The organism is Segatella copri (assembly GCF_009494395.1).
GTDB lineage: Bacteria > Bacteroidota > Bacteroidia > Bacteroidales > Bacteroidaceae > Prevotella.
This window is the reverse complement of the sequence record NZ_VZCB01000046.1, coordinates 49,313-63,098: the sequence shown is the minus strand read 5'-3', so window position 1 is coordinate 63,098 and position 13,786 is coordinate 49,313. Positions and strand designations below refer to the sequence as shown.

Sequence of the window (13,786 nt, the reverse complement as noted above, 5' to 3'; positions counted from 1 at the left end):
TAGAAGCGTATGAAGAAATTGGGATTTTTGATAACCATGCTAGCCTTCACTTCCTTGCCCACTTGGAGTCAAGGAGCCAAGAGCATCCGTATTACGGAGGTGATGACCAACAACCGTACAAATCTTGTAGATGAGTACGGCCTGCACAAATCATGGGTGGAATTAAGCAATTCCTCCTTTACCACGTATAATGTGCGTGGTATGTTCCTAACCACCGACCGAAGGGTTCTCGACAAGAAAATGTCGCCAGAACTACGCCGCCAACTGATGTGTCCATTACCGAACAATGAACCCCGAACCACACTGGGGGGCAAGAAGAGTATCATCATCTTTGACAGCAGTTCATGGTACAAAGATGGCCGGAACGGGCATCAATGGAAGGCAAAGGATTCTGCCAACACGGGACCTTTTCATCTCAACCTTATTCTTCAGGAAAAGAAGACCAACTGGATAGCGCTTTATGATGGAAATGCCGTCGACCTGATAGACTCCGTAAGTGTGCCGATATTGGCAGCCGACGAGAGCTACAAGTTGAGCCAGGATTTCAAGACATGGGATAAAGCCATTGCAGGTGCCATAACTCCAGGCTATCTGCCACAGCACGTAGGCTTGAGCAAGGCGCAGCTTCTAAAGAAGCAGGACCCCTACGGCATCGGCATAGCCGTACTTTCAATGGGAATTGTATTCTCTTGTCTCGCCCTGCTCTTCATCGTATTTTGGGCATTCGGAGCCTACATGAAACATAAGCAGCGCATCGCCCGTGCCACCGAGAAGCATGCCACCTTATTATATAAGACGGGTAAGAAGACCATCGAGGTAACACAGGATCTGAGCCACAAGACCAATGTGATCCTGAAAGATGGTTTCGAGACCAAGGGTATCGATAAGGAAATTTATATGGCAGTGATTTCACTCGCCCTCAAAGAATATCTAGAGGATGTACATGATGTGGAATCCGGCATCATTACCATCAAACCTAAACAGACAAGATGGAATGCCCCGAAATTTAATAATATTAAGTAAAGAACGAAAAGTGAAGAGTGAAGAAACAACGTTCGGCGACCGAAGGGTAAGCCAATTCTACAGCTTTACACTTCATAGAGTTCAAAGTTCAATGTTCAAAATTCAAAGGATATGAAGTATCAATATACAGTGAAAGGAGTCGATTACGAAGTCGAGATCCAGGATATAGAAGGCAATATCGCCAACGTAACCGTAAATGGCATCCCATTCGAAGTGGAAATGAAACAGCCTGTGAAGGCTGGCAAGCAGAAAGTAAAGTTAAGTGAAGAGCGAAGAGTGAAGAGTGAAGAATCCAACAGTTCTTCTTCTGCAACAAATGCAAGTTCTGCAACAACCACCCAACCTGCTGCCGCTGCAGCCTCCGGCAAGCCAGTAGTAGCCCCTCTGCCTGGCACTATCAACGAAATCAAGGTGAAGGTGGGCGACAAGGTTAATGCAGGCGATACCGTCGTGATCCTTGAAGCCATGAAGATGCAGAACAACATCGAGGCTGAGACTTCCGGAACCATCACCAGCATCAACGTGAACAAGGGCGATGCCGTGATGGAAGGAGATACACTGGTGACTATCGCCTAACACGCGATAAAGCAGGAACAACTATGATTACTCTTTCAAACAAGAAAACTAATCATAAAGTTCAATGTTCAACTTTCAAAGTTCAAAGTAAATTATGGATTTCATCATACAAAACTTCAATGAGTTCCTGACCTATACTGGCTTTGCAAATGCCACGGCAGGAAATCTCGCTATGATTGTAGTGGGAGCCCTCTTTATCTGGCTTGCCATTAAGAAGGATTTCGAACCGCTTCTTCTGGTTCCTATCGGACTAGGTATCATTCTTGGCAACATCCCCTTCCGTGCAGATGCCGGACTAGAGATTGGCCTGTACGAAGACAACTCAGTATTAAACATTTTCTACCAAGGAGTAAAGCAGGGTTGGTATCCCCCACTCGTCTTCCTGGGTATCGGAGCGATGACAGACTTCTCTGCATTGATATCCAACCCAAAGCTGATTCTGATTGGAGCCGCCGCCCAATTTGGCATCTTCGGTGCTTACATGATAGCCTTAGCGCTAGGTTTCGAACCCAACCAGGCAGCCGGTATCGCCATCATTGGTGGTGCCGACGGACCTACCGCCATCTTCCTGAGCAGCAAGTTGAGCCCAAACCTGATGGGAGCCATCGCCGTTTGCGCCTACTCCTACATGGCATTGGTGCCAGTAATTCAGCCACCTTTGATGCGACTGCTCACTACCAAGGAAGAGCGTGTCATCAAGATGAAGCCAGCCCGCCAGGTATCGCAGACCGAGAAGATTCTCTTCCCAATCGTAGGTTTGCTGCTCACAACCTTCATCGTACCATCGGGACTTCCATTGCTCGGCATGCTCTTCTTTGGAAATCTTCTGAAGGAAAGCGGAAAGACTACTCGACTTGCCAAGACGGCAGGTAGCAGCCTGAATGACATCGTGGTGATGCTGCTCGGACTTACCGTGGGATGCTCCACTCAGGCATCGGAGTTCCTGACCCTGAATACCATCAAGATTTTCGTCCTCGGTGCCCTGGCATTCATCATCGCTTCAGCCAGCGGTATCCTCTTCGTGAAACTGATGAACCTCTTCCTGCCAAAGGGCAAGAAGCTGAATCCGCTCATCGGAAACGCCGGCGTGAGTGCCGTGCCAATGAGCGCCCGCATCAGTAACAACCTCGGTTTGGAGTACGACCGCCACAACTTCCTGCTCATGCACGCCATGGGCCCTAATGTTGCAGGAGTTATCGGTTCTGCCGTTGCAGCAGGCGCCCTGCTTGGCTTCTTCAATTAAACGATAAAAGGGAATTTGCTCATTTGCAAATTCCCTTTTATCATATATAGGTTTATTACTTCTTTCTATCTTTCCCGAAAAACAGCTTAGCTTTTCCGGATTGTCATTTTACCTTCACGCGAAATGATGATTTCCACCTGATAACTCATACTGCTATCCGGCATCGCCAGCACCACTCTATAATGAACGCCATCAGCATCAACCTTTCTGAACACGATATCACTCAATATCGATTGCTTCAAGAACTCATGAGGAACCTGCTCCTTGAAATCCTCCTTGCGGAAATCTCGACCAAAAATCTTGCGGGAGCCTTGATAGATATTTACATTTACGATATTATCATGGTAAACATTATCAACCTCTACCCCGTCATCGTTGTAGTTGCTCTTATAGACCTTGAAAGTTGTAGGATTCACCTGTACATACAGATGCAATTTCTCATCTCCAGCATTCACAACCGTATCACGCTTTACAAGCTTGTTCTGATTAAGTGTCACAGGCTGTTCATGAGAGAATTGCTGCAGATAAGACAGATCATCAGTCTTGACAAGCTTGACAATATCACCATTCTGAACCTTAAACTGGAAAATATGTGCAGCCTGCTTCATGATAGGATACTTGCTCAGATTAGCTCCCTTCATCACGAGCGTATCACCCACGATATAAAAGTACACAGGCTGGCTGGTAGAATCAGGATAATAGATTGTATCACCTTTAACCCGGAAGACAACATTATCCTCGTCATCTCCATCAAGCCAAATACCCTGCAACAGCTTCTTGGCAGTAGTATCCTCCTTTTGTTCAGGCTGTTCTTTTTCAGACTTCTGTCCACATGCAGCCACCCCCATCAGGAAGCATACCAACAACAAAATGTTAAATGCTTGTTTCATATTAAATTTAATATTACTCAAAATAATCAGCCTCCTCAAAAGCCTTTGCCTTATTGAGGTCTTTATCTGAGAGTACAACGTTTTCGCCCTCTATAGGCCAAGATATACCTACGGTTTCATCATTCCACCTGATACTAGCCTCATGCTGCGGTGCATAGACGTTATCAACCTTATAAGTAAAAACAGCCTCTTCACTGAGCACAAGGAATCCATGGGCAAAGCCACGAGGAATAAAGAACTGGCGCTTATTATCCTCGCTCAATTCCACCATTATATATTTACCGAAAGTCTTGCTGCTCCGGCGCAAATCAACGGCAACATCCAGAACCTTGCCTTTGATAACACGTACCAGCTTAGCTTGTGAGAATTCACCTTTCTGATAATGAAGTCCGCGCAACACACCGAAACTAGACTTAGACTCGTTGTCTTGTATAAATTCCACATGATGACCTATATGCTCATCAAACTCTGCCTGTTTCCATGCCTCGAAGAAATAACCTCGGGCATCATTGAAAACCTTAGGTTGGATAATCCAAACGCCTTCGATTTCTGTTTCTGTATATTCCATTATATACCTTATTTATTTTTTAGGCACAAAGATAATGTTTTTTCTCGGAATGACAAAACAATTAGAACTTTTTATCATTCCGGATAAAATTTTCTTCAAAAACCGTTGGTCTTTTCCGAAAAAATAGCTACCTTTGCAAACGTGAATGAACTAAAAAGACATATAGAGATCCTACTTTTGAGCAACGATTGCGTGATTGTCCCAGAGTTTGGTGGCTTCATGGCTCATCATGTAGATGCACGTTACGATGGCAGAGACAACATGTTTTTGCCACCGCTGAGAACCATTGGCTTTAATCCTCAGCTCACAATGAACGATTCTCTGCTCGCACTTTCATACGTAGAAGCATATGACATCAGCTACCCAGAAGCGCTGAACCGTATTGCAGATGAAGTTGCAGAAATCAAACAGACATTGGAGAATACAGGCAGATTCGAACTCAACGATATCGGCACCATCATATTGAATGAAACCGGCAATTATACTTTCGAACCTTGTGAAGCTGGCATCTTAACACCTGAGCTGTATGGTTTAGGCGGTTTCGACATGCTTCCACTCGCACAGATTTCGAATACGGAAGCAGCCGAACATACTACAGTCGTTGAGATGACTGCAGACGAATACAAGCCTGCTCAGCAGAGAGAGAGTTCCGACATTAAGGAAGAGGCAAACATTGTCTCTGCCAACAACTCCGTATTCATCAACGAAGAAGAGGAAGAAGAGAACTCAAGTACAGAATTTATCAGTATCCGAAAGAGTTGGCTTCGCAATATAGCTGCAGCCTGCATCGCCATCATTGCGTTTTTCACACTTTCTACCCCATTAGGCACTTCTAACGTCCAGAAGAGTCAAATCGACACAGGTATGCTTACCAAGGTAATGCCTAAGGAATTGACACAGCCTGCCCACGAGTTGGTATTAGCCAACAATGTTCAGGCTGCAGAAACCCCTGCCGTCAATACTGGCAAGATGACCCAGGACAGCGAAATAACCACCACATCTTCTGCCTATTACAGCATTGTACTGGCTAGCCGCATTACCAAGCGCAATGCTGCCACATACGCAGAATATTTACAGAACAAGGGGTTCAAGGAAGCTCGAGTACTTATCACCGATACCAATGTAAAAGTAATCTACGGTTCGTACAGCACAGAAAATGAGGCATATACAGCTCTCAATCGCTTACACAACTATGAGGAGTTCACGGATGGCTGGATTACAAAAGTAAAGGAATAATCAAGAAACAAAAGAAATAAAGAAAAAACATATGAAAAGAGTACGCTGCCCGAAATGCGATAATTTCATCACATTCGATGAAACCAAGTATGAAGCAGGTCAAAGCCTCGTCTTCGTTTGCCCAAACTGCAACAAACAGTTTGGAATCCGTATGGGTGTATCCAAACTTCGCGAAACCCGCAAGGAAGAGACTATAGACGAAAATGCCAATGAAAACGGCGTGGGTTCTATCGTAGTTATCGAGAACGTATTCGCATACAAGCAGGTCATTCCACTTCAAATGGGTGATAATGTAATTGGCAGATACATGAAAAACAGTGGCATCAACTGTCCTATTGAGACTGTAGACCCTAGCGTAGACATGAACCACTGCGTCATCAATGTCAGCCGCGACAAAAAAGGACGTTTAAAGTACGTTCTCCGCGATGGTCCAAGCTATACAGGAACCTTCGTAGACAATGAGATATTGGGCGACCGTGAACGACGTGTCATTGAAGACGGTACCCTCTTCACCATCGGAGCAACGAGTATCATTCTCAGAACGGCTGATAGCGAAGAAAAATAAAAGAAAAAATAGAGACAAGATAAAATGACAGAAAAACCGTCTTTATTATCACCATTCGGGATAATAAAGACGGTTTTTCTGTCCCTTTTACTAACTATCTGCAAGAAATTTCCTTGTTTCCGTAATCTTTTTGCTAATATTTTCTTTAAATTGAAAGAAAATATGTACCTTTGCAACTGAAAACTAGAAATACGTTAGGTTATGGATGTAGCAATCGTAAAATACAATGCCGGAAACATCTATTCGGTAGTCAACGCCATGAAGCGTTTAGGGATTGAGCCTATGCTCACCGATGATGCCGAAATACTTCAGAAAGCAGACCGTGTACTCTTCCCGGGACAAGGTCAAGCTCGAGAAGCCATGGATTATCTAAAGGCACACAAACTGGATCAAGTGATAAAAAACTTGAAACAACCCGTCCTGGGCATCTGCGTAGGGCAGCAACTGTTGTGCCGTCACTCGGAGGAAGGCAATGTAGACTGCATCGGCATCTTTGATGTAGATGTAAAGCGTTTTCAACCGCAGAAGCATGAAGACAAAGTGCCAGCTATGGGATGGAATGAGATTTACGATTTGAAAACAGACCTTTATAGGGGATTCGGCAACAGAATTGACGAAACAGACGAAATCATTTCAGATGCCTTATCACATCCCTACTCTTATTTCGTACATAGTTATTATGTACCTCTCTGCGAGGAGACAATCGCCAAGGCAGATTATATTCTTCCCTACAGCGCATCGCTCCACAAAGACAATTTCTTCACTTGCCAATTTCATCCGGAAAAAAGCGGCAAGGTGGGAGAACAGATTATAAAGAACTTCTTAGAGATAAAAGAAATATGATAGAATTAATTCCAGCCATCGACTTGATTAATGGTCAGTGTGTCAGACTTACCAAGGGCGACTACGACCAGAAAAAAGTCTACAATGATAATCCTGCCGAAGTGGCTAAACATTTTGAAAGTCTGGGATTTAAGAGACTTCATGTAGTAGACCTGGACGGTGCCAAATCAAAGCACATCGTGAATGATGCCGTACTGAAAGCCATCACTGCAGAGACAAATCTTGTGGTTGATTTTGGCGGTGGCATCAAGACCGAGGAAGATATAGAGAAGGCTTTTGACGCTGGGGCAACGATGGTAACAGTGGGTAGTATCGCCGTGACCAATCCCGACCTTTTTATGGAATGGCTGGACAAGTATGGAGCAGATAAACTCATTCTGGGAGCCGATGTAAGAAACGGCAAGATTTCCATCAATGGCTGGAAAGAAGATTCTTCAGAAGACCTTCTTCCATTCCTCAAGAAGTACATTGATAAAGGAGTGCGCTACGTACTCTGCACGGAAATCAGCAAGGATGGAACCTTACAGGGTCCAGCCATCGACCTATATAAAAAGGTTATGGAAACCTACCCTCAGTTGCATCTCATCGCTTCTGGCGGTGTAAGCTGCAATGAAGACATACAGGCTTTGGAAGCCGCTGGCATTCCTGCCGTAGTCTTTGGAAAAGCATTCTACGAGGGTAAAATCAATATTGAAAAGCTGGTTGTTAGTGATTAGTGATTAGCTAGGAGTTAAGTAATCATAAAGTTCAAAGTTCAATGTTCAAAGTTCAAAGTAAAAAAGGCTTGGCAAAACGAATCGTCCCTTGCCTCGATGTCAAGAACGGAGAGACAGTAAAGGGTACCAACTTCGTCAACCTCCGTAGTGCAGGCGATCCAGTAGAACTGGGTAAAGCCTATAGCGATGCCGGAGCCGACGAACTCGTCTTTCTCGACATTACTGCCAGCTTCGAAGAGCGCAAGACCTTTACCGATATGGTGACTCGTGTGGCTGCCGAAATCAACATTCCATTTACTGTGGGCGGTGGCATCAACGAGCTTAAAGACGTTGATCGTCTATTGAATGCAGGAGCCGACAAGGTGAGCATCAACAGTGCAGCCATCCGACATCCTGAACTCATCAATGAGATAGCCAATCATTACGGTTCTCAGGTTTGCGTATGCGCCATTGATGCCCGCCTGGATGCAGATGGATGGCATTGCTACGTGAAGGGAGGCCGAGAACGGGTAGAACTTGGCTTGTTCGACTGGGCAAAGGAAGTAGCCGACCGCGGTGCTGGCGAGATTCTCTTCACCAGTATGGATCATGACGGCGTAAAGCAAGGTTTTGCCAACGAAGCTCTTGCCCGACTGGCCGAAGAGGTAAGTATCCCAATCATCGCATCAGGTGGCGCAGGCAAGATGGAGCATTTCCGTGATGCATTCACATTAGGAAAAGCTGATGCAGCCTTGGCAGCCAGCGTCTTCCACTTTGGCGAAATCGCCATTCCTGACCTCAAGCACTACTTGAGAGAAGAAGGTATCAACGTGAGAATATAAAAAGAAAATAAACAGTTTAAACAAGATACAATGGAAATAGATTTTGAAAAAATGGGTGGACTTGTTCCGGCAATCATCCAGGACGCAGTAACCAAAAACGTCTTGATGCTTGGCTTCATGAACAAGGAAGCATACGATAAAACCATAGAAACAAAGAAGGTAACCTTCTGGAGCCGCTCCAGAAACTGCCTTTGGACAAAAGGCGAGACATCAGGAAATTTCCTCAACCTCGTCAGCATCCAGAACGATTGCGATAACGACACCTTATTGGTAAAGGTACATCCAGACGGACCTACCTGCCACAAGGGTACAGATACTTGCTGGGCAGAAGAGAACACTCTGAATCCGATTCTCTTCCTGTCAGAACTTCAAGACTTCATTGATAAGCGCCATGAAGAGATGCCAGAAGGCAGCTATACAACAAGTCTTTTCAAGAAAGGCGTTAACAAAATGGCACAAAAGGTTGGAGAAGAAGCAGTTGAGACAATCATCGAAGCCACAAACGGCAATGACGAAAAGCTCATCTACGAAAGTTCAGACCTCCTCTACCATCTCATCGTATTGCTCACCAGCAAGGGCTTGAGAATAGAAGATGTAGTGAAGGAATTACAGATGCGCCACGACCCGGACTGGGATAAGAAACGCCGCATAGCCAAAAGCAAGGGCGAGATGAAATAAACCAATAACAAAGAGAAAAAATTAGGAGATGTTAATAGATTATCAAAATGTAAGCATATACCAAGCCGACAAATGCATCCTCAAGGACATCAATTTCCATATTGATGAAGGCGAGTTTGCTTACCTTATCGGTAAAGTGGGATCTGGTAAGAGTTCTCTTTTAAAGACTCTTTATTGCGAGCTTGATCTAGTAGAAGGCGAAACCGAGAAAGCTGAAATCCTCGGTAGAGACCTCAAGACCATCAAGCGCAAGGAAATACCAGCATTACGCAAAGAACTGGGCATTATCTTCCAGGACTTCCAGTTGCTCCACGACCGCACAGTCCGCAAGAACTTTGAGTTCGTGCTCAAGGCAACTAAATGGAAGGGAAAGAAAGAAATCACCCAGCGCATTGAAGAAGTTCTCAACGAGGTTGGCATGATAGATAAAATCGACAAGATGCCTCATGAACTCTCTGGCGGTGAGCAGCAGCGTGTGGCTATAGCAAGAGCTCTGCTCAACAATCCTAAGATTATCATCGCAGATGAGCCTACGGGCAATCTCGACCCGGAGACTGCCACCAACATTGTGAGTCTGCTGAAAGACATCACCAAACAAGGCACCGCCGTAGTGATGACAACCCACAACATCCCGATGCTTGACAAATTCCCAGGTATCGTATATCGCTGCAAAGACGGAATTTTACGCGACGTAACGAAAGAATACAATCACATCGACCTCACCGAAGATGGCGAGGAGAATTAAATGAAATGTAAATTATAAATTATTAAAATATTACGACTATGAAGGTAATGAAATTCGGAGGTACTTCTGTAGGCTCACCAGAGCGCATGAAGGGAGTAGCCTCTTTGGTTACAGAATCAGGTGAACCAACTTTCATCGTATTGTCTGCGATGAGCGGTACAACAAACTCTCTCGTTGAGATCTCTGACTATCTTTACAAGAAGAATCCAGAGGGTGCAAACGAGGTAATCAACAACTTGGAGAAGAAATACATGCAGCACGTGGAAGAGCTCTACTCTACAGATGAGATGAAACAGACCACACGTGAGTTCCTGCAGGGAGAGTTCAACTATCTCCGCTCATTTACCAAGGATCTCTTCACTTCTTTCGAGGAAAAGAGCATCGTAGCTCAAGGTGAGATGATGAGCACCAACATGGTTGTAAACTACTTGAAGGAACAGGGCGTAAAGGCAGTATTGCTCAACGCATTGGATTTCATGCGCACAGACAAGAATGCTGAGCCAGATCCACAGTACATCAAGGAAAAGCTTGCTGCTATCATGGAGGAGAATCAGGGCTATCAGATTTACATCACCCAGGGCTTCATCTGCCGCAATGCTTACGGTGAGATAGACAACCTCCAGCGTGGTGGTAGCGACTACACAGCATCACTCATCGGTGCAGCTCTCCCTGCTGAGGAGATTCAGATCTGGACAGATATCGACGGTATGCACAACAACGACCCTCGTATCGTTGAGCACACAGAAGCTGTTCGCCAGCTTAACTTTGAAGAGGCTGCCGAGTTGGCTTACTTCGGTGCAAAGATTCTCCACCCTACCTGCGTACAGCCAGCTAAGTATGCCGGCATTCCTGTACGCTTGAAGAACACCATGGATCCAAAGGCTGACGGTACCATCATCGACAACGTCATCGTTCGCGGCAAGATCAAGGCTGTTGCTGCCAAAGACAACATCACAGCTATCAAGATCAAGAGTAGCCGCATGTTGCTCGCCACAGGTTTCCTGCGCAAGGTATTTGAAATCTTCGAGAGCTACCAGACTCCAATCGACATGATTGCTACCTCAGAGGTAGGCGTGAGCATGAGTATCGACAACGACACTCACCTCAACGACATCGTCAATGAGCTGAAGAAGTATGGTACTGTTACCGTAGATGCAGACATGTGTATCATCTGCGTTGTTGGTGACCTGGATTGGAGCAATGTAGGCTTCGAGACCATCGCAACCGATGCATTGAAGAACATCCCTATCCGCATGGTTTCATACGGTGGCAGCAACTACAACATCTCATTCCTCATCAAGGAGAGAGACAAGAAGCAGGCATTACAGAACTTGAGCAAGGTATTGTTCGAGAAGTAATATACCAGTGAAGAACGAAGAGTGAAGAGTGGAGAATTCGTATGTAATGATTCCTGTCCACTCTTCGTTTGATTTCTAATTTGACTATAATAAGATATTAATTTAAGACTAAGCGAAATGAAAGGAACATTTCCGATTGACAAATTTCAGGAGATACAGACTCCATTTTACTATTACGACACCAATGTGTTGCGCCAAACCTTGAAGACCATCAACGAAGAGGCTGGCAAACATCCGGGATTTGAGGTTCACTATGCCGTGAAGGCAAACGCCAATCCTAAGGTGCTCAACATCATCTGTCAGGCAGGATTAGGAGCCGACTGCGTGAGCGGAGGAGAGATTCAGGCAGCCATCAAGGCAGGTTTCCCTGCCAGCAAGATTGTATATGCAGGTGTAGGCAAGAGTGATTGGGAAATCAATCTCGGTCTGGAGAAGGGCATCTTCTGCTTCAATGTAGAGAGCATTCCGGAACTTGAGATTATTAACGAACTTGCAGAAAAACAGAATAAGATAGCTCAGGTGTGCTTCCGCATCAACCCTGATGTGGGCGCTCATACTCATGCCAACATCACAACCGGTCTGGCAGAGAACAAGTTCGGTATCGCCATGCGCGATATGGAGAGCGTCATCGAGGAAGCTGCAAAAATGAAGAACATCAAGTTCCTGGGACTTCACTTCCACATTGGTAGTCAGATACTTGACATGGGTGACTTCGAGGCTCTCTGCAACCGAATCAACGAGTTGCAGAACCAGCTGGAAGCTCATCATATCGTGGTTAAGAACATCAACGTAGGTGGTGGCCTGGGCATCGATTATAACCACCCTAACCGTGTACCAATCCCTGACTTCAAGGATTACTTTGATACATACGCCAAGAAGTTGAAGTTGCGTGATGGTCAGAAACTCCACTTCGAGTTAGGTCGTGCCGTAGTAGGTCAGATGGGAAGCCTCATCACCAAGACCCTCTACATCAAACAGGGTACAGCCAAGCAGTTCGCCATCGTTGATGCCGGAATGACCGATTTGATTCGCCCTGCCCTCTATCAGGCATATCACAAAATCGAGAATATCTCCAGCGATGAACCTATGGAGACATACGATGTGGTAGGCCCTATCTGTGAATCAAGCGATGTATTCGCTAAGGCAACCGACTTGAACAAGACCCATCGCGGCGACCTCATCGCTCTCCGCTCTGCCGGCGCTTACGGTGAGATTATGGCGAGTCAGTACAATTGCCGTCAGTTGCCAAAGGGTTACATCACTGAAGACTTTTAAAGTCAAATGCCGTATGCCCCAGAAGGGCAAAAGCATAAGAAATACGAGAAAAAGAAATGATGACAATTAGTTTAACAACTATTATAGCTGGCGCAGCAGTGGTTTTATTGGCGATTCTCGGATCGCTGATAAACCCATTCCTGCGCTCGCTGCGTTTTCCTAAAACAGAGGAAAATGAGGAAGATACTCCGGTATCCAAAGAACCGATAACAGTAATTATTACCGCTCATGATAATCTGCCCGAACTGGAACGCAACCTCCCGCTGTTCCTCAAGCAGCAATACGCTGCCGATTATCAGGTCATCGTAGTCTGCCAAAGCACAGATGCAGAAACCCAGGACTATCTCAAGCGCTTGTCTGCAGAGAATCCTCATCTGTATTATACATACATTCCTGAGAGTTCCCGCTATATGAGCCGCAAGAAATTGCAGATTACGCTCGGTGTAAAAGCAGCCAAGTATGAATGGATCATCCTCACCGAGCCAAACTGCAAGCCAAAGAACGACAATTGGCTGACAGCCATGTCTCAACACTTCTGTCAATCATGCAATCTGGTCCTGGGCTATGTAGAACTGGATGAAGAAACCAAAGGTGTCCGCCGTTTCGACAGCATACGCAAGGCATTCTATCTGTTAAGACGTGCCCAGCACTCTTATGGCTATCGCAGCCACATGCCAAACGTAGCTTTCCGCAAAAGCCAGTTCATGCAGGAACAAGGCTACCAGGGCAACCTGGAGTATGTACGTGGAGAATATGATTTCCTTGTCAACAAGTATGGACAACTGGGAGAAACAGCTGTAGTATTGGATAGCGATGCCTGGCTGGTCCGTGACGAACCAACCAACAAGTCATGGCACAACGCCCACCTCTATCACCTGTCATCACAAAAGAGTTTAGATAGGGCGAAATCTATGCGAACTCTGATGTTCTTCGATCATCTCTTCCCTCATCTCAGCCTCATTGCTTCTATTGCAGTATTAGCTTTCGCCATCATCACGCAGGATTGGCTCTTAACGGGAATAGCCGGCTTCGCTCTCCTGTTGCTCTTCCTGCTCCGCATGATCATTGCCATCAAGGCCATCAGGCACTTCGACGATGAGATGAACATCATCAAGTTGCCGTTCTATGAATATGGAATCATCTGGAGAAACCTCGCCAACAAGATAAGATATTGGCGTGCAGACAAGAATGACTTCACCAGCCATAAGCTGTAAGATACCGGAGAAATAGATTTCGGGAATTAGATTAC

The 13,786-nt window shown here is 45.5% G+C and carries 15 protein-coding genes; 13 read left to right on the top strand and 2 right to left on the bottom strand.

Annotation, left to right across the window (positions count from 1 at the left end; translation table 11 throughout):
• The first annotated feature begins 9 nt into the window (after positions 1-9).
• The 3 genes from F7D73_RS05415 to F7D73_RS05405 all read left to right on the top strand — a co-directional run bounded on the left by F7D73_RS05415 (position 10) and on the right by F7D73_RS05405 (position 2,842).
• Positions 10-1,023, top strand: coding sequence for an OadG family protein (locus F7D73_RS05415; protein WP_153122845.1), 1,014 nt, complete (start codon positions 10-12; stop codon positions 1,021-1,023).
• Positions 1,024-1,134: 111 nt separating this feature from the next.
• Positions 1,135-1,599 carry a biotin/lipoyl-containing protein gene (locus tag F7D73_RS05410; RefSeq protein ID WP_153122843.1) on the top strand — a complete coding sequence of 155 codons (465 nt, stop codon included), beginning with the start codon at positions 1,135-1,137 and terminating at the stop codon, positions 1,597-1,599.
• A 94-nt stretch (positions 1,600-1,693) separates the two neighbouring features.
• Positions 1,694-2,842 (top strand): sodium ion-translocating decarboxylase subunit beta, encoded by a 1,149-nt coding sequence (locus F7D73_RS05405; RefSeq protein ID WP_153122841.1) that lies wholly within the window; start codon positions 1,694-1,696, stop codon positions 2,840-2,842.
• 86 nt (positions 2,843-2,928) lie between these two features.
• Here F7D73_RS05405 and F7D73_RS05400 read toward each other — a convergent pair whose 3' ends face one another.
• Positions 2,929-3,732, bottom strand: a complete 804-nt coding sequence (locus F7D73_RS05400) for a DUF4738 domain-containing protein (protein ID WP_153122839.1) — start codon at positions 3,730-3,732, stop codon at positions 2,929-2,931.
• 13 nt (positions 3,733-3,745) lie between these two features.
• A complete protein-coding gene (gene rfbC, locus F7D73_RS05395) occupies positions 3,746-4,300 on the bottom strand; it encodes a dTDP-4-dehydrorhamnose 3,5-epimerase (RefSeq protein WP_153122837.1) in 555 nt (184 codons plus the stop codon).
• A 141-nt stretch (positions 4,301-4,441) separates the two neighbouring features.
• On the opposite strand from rfbC, the gene F7D73_RS05390 reads away from it, so the two are divergent.
• The 10 genes from F7D73_RS05390 to F7D73_RS05345 all read left to right on the top strand — a co-directional run bounded on the left by F7D73_RS05390 (position 4,442) and on the right by F7D73_RS05345 (position 13,751).
• Entirely contained in the window at positions 4,442-5,536 is a 1,095-nt protein-coding gene (locus F7D73_RS05390; RefSeq protein WP_367383703.1) for an SPOR domain-containing protein, read from the top strand.
• Between the two features lie 31 nt (positions 5,537-5,567).
• Positions 5,568-6,101, top strand: a complete 534-nt coding sequence (locus F7D73_RS05385; RefSeq protein WP_153122835.1) for an FHA domain-containing protein — start codon at positions 5,568-5,570, stop codon at positions 6,099-6,101.
• A 201-nt stretch (positions 6,102-6,302) separates the two neighbouring features.
• The gene (hisH, locus tag F7D73_RS05380; protein WP_153122833.1) at positions 6,303-6,944 is read left to right on the top strand and encodes an imidazole glycerol phosphate synthase subunit HisH; all 642 of its coding nucleotides are present in this window, start codon (positions 6,303-6,305) and stop codon (positions 6,942-6,944) included.
• The gene (hisA, locus tag F7D73_RS05375) at positions 6,941-7,660 is read left to right on the top strand and encodes a 1-(5-phosphoribosyl)-5-[(5-phosphoribosylamino)methylideneamino]imidazole-4-carboxamide isomerase (protein WP_153122831.1); all 720 of its coding nucleotides are present in this window, start codon (positions 6,941-6,943) and stop codon (positions 7,658-7,660) included. The genes hisH and hisA overlap by 4 nt, the downstream gene beginning before the upstream one ends.
• Before the next feature lie 41 nt (positions 7,661-7,701).
• On the top strand, positions 7,702-8,481 hold the full coding sequence (gene hisF / locus F7D73_RS05370; protein WP_153122829.1) for an imidazole glycerol phosphate synthase subunit HisF: 780 nt from the start codon (positions 7,702-7,704) through the stop codon (positions 8,479-8,481).
• A 30-nt stretch (positions 8,482-8,511) separates the two neighbouring features.
• Positions 8,512-9,159 (top strand): bifunctional phosphoribosyl-AMP cyclohydrolase/phosphoribosyl-ATP diphosphatase HisIE, encoded by a 648-nt coding sequence (hisIE, locus tag F7D73_RS05365; protein ID WP_153122827.1) that lies wholly within the window; start codon positions 8,512-8,514, stop codon positions 9,157-9,159.
• 28 nt (positions 9,160-9,187) lie between these two features.
• Positions 9,188-9,904 carry a cell division ATP-binding protein FtsE gene (locus F7D73_RS05360; protein WP_153122825.1) on the top strand — a complete coding sequence of 239 codons (717 nt, stop codon included), beginning with the start codon at positions 9,188-9,190 and terminating at the stop codon, positions 9,902-9,904.
• A gap of 38 nt (positions 9,905-9,942) precedes the next feature.
• Positions 9,943-11,262, top strand: coding sequence for an aspartate kinase (locus F7D73_RS05355; protein ID WP_153122823.1), 1,320 nt, complete (start codon positions 9,943-9,945; stop codon positions 11,260-11,262).
• Between the two features lie 117 nt (positions 11,263-11,379).
• Positions 11,380-12,537 carry a diaminopimelate decarboxylase gene (lysA, locus tag F7D73_RS05350; RefSeq protein WP_153122821.1) on the top strand — a complete coding sequence of 386 codons (1,158 nt, stop codon included), beginning with the start codon at positions 11,380-11,382 and terminating at the stop codon, positions 12,535-12,537.
• Positions 12,538-12,593: 56 nt separating this feature from the next.
• A complete protein-coding gene (locus F7D73_RS05345; RefSeq protein ID WP_153122819.1) occupies positions 12,594-13,751 on the top strand; it encodes a glycosyltransferase in 1,158 nt (385 codons plus the stop codon).
• The last annotated feature ends 35 nt before the right edge of the window (positions 13,752-13,786 follow it).

Excerpts from the sequence above, each read along its gene's own strand:
- F7D73_RS05415 (WP_153122845.1), top strand. The coding sequence starts at position 10 with ATGAAGAAATTGGGATTTTTGATAACCATGCTAGCCTTCACTTCCTTG.
- F7D73_RS05410 (WP_153122843.1), top strand. The coding sequence starts at position 1,135 with ATGAAGTATCAATATACAGTGAAAGGAGTCGATTACGAAGTCGAGATC.
- F7D73_RS05405 (WP_153122841.1), top strand. The coding sequence starts at position 1,694 with ATGGATTTCATCATACAAAACTTCAATGAGTTCCTGACCTATACTGGC.
- F7D73_RS05400 (WP_153122839.1), bottom strand. The coding sequence starts at position 3,732 with ATGAAACAAGCATTTAACATTTTGTTGTTGGTATGCTTCCTGATGGGG.
- rfbC (WP_153122837.1), bottom strand. The coding sequence starts at position 4,300 with ATGGAATATACAGAAACAGAAATCGAAGGCGTTTGGATTATCCAACCT.
- F7D73_RS05385 (WP_153122835.1), top strand. The coding sequence starts at position 5,568 with ATGAAAAGAGTACGCTGCCCGAAATGCGATAATTTCATCACATTCGAT.
- hisH (WP_153122833.1), top strand. The coding sequence starts at position 6,303 with ATGGATGTAGCAATCGTAAAATACAATGCCGGAAACATCTATTCGGTA.
- hisA (WP_153122831.1), top strand. The coding sequence starts at position 6,941 with ATGATAGAATTAATTCCAGCCATCGACTTGATTAATGGTCAGTGTGTC.
- hisF (WP_153122829.1), top strand. The coding sequence starts at position 7,702 with ATGTTCAAAGTTCAAAGTAAAAAAGGCTTGGCAAAACGAATCGTCCCT.
- hisIE (WP_153122827.1), top strand. The coding sequence starts at position 8,512 with ATGGAAATAGATTTTGAAAAAATGGGTGGACTTGTTCCGGCAATCATC.
- F7D73_RS05360 (WP_153122825.1), top strand. The coding sequence starts at position 9,188 with ATGTTAATAGATTATCAAAATGTAAGCATATACCAAGCCGACAAATGC.
- F7D73_RS05355 (WP_153122823.1), top strand. The coding sequence starts at position 9,943 with ATGAAGGTAATGAAATTCGGAGGTACTTCTGTAGGCTCACCAGAGCGC.
- lysA (WP_153122821.1), top strand. The coding sequence starts at position 11,380 with ATGAAAGGAACATTTCCGATTGACAAATTTCAGGAGATACAGACTCCA.
- F7D73_RS05345 (WP_153122819.1), top strand. The coding sequence starts at position 12,594 with ATGATGACAATTAGTTTAACAACTATTATAGCTGGCGCAGCAGTGGTT.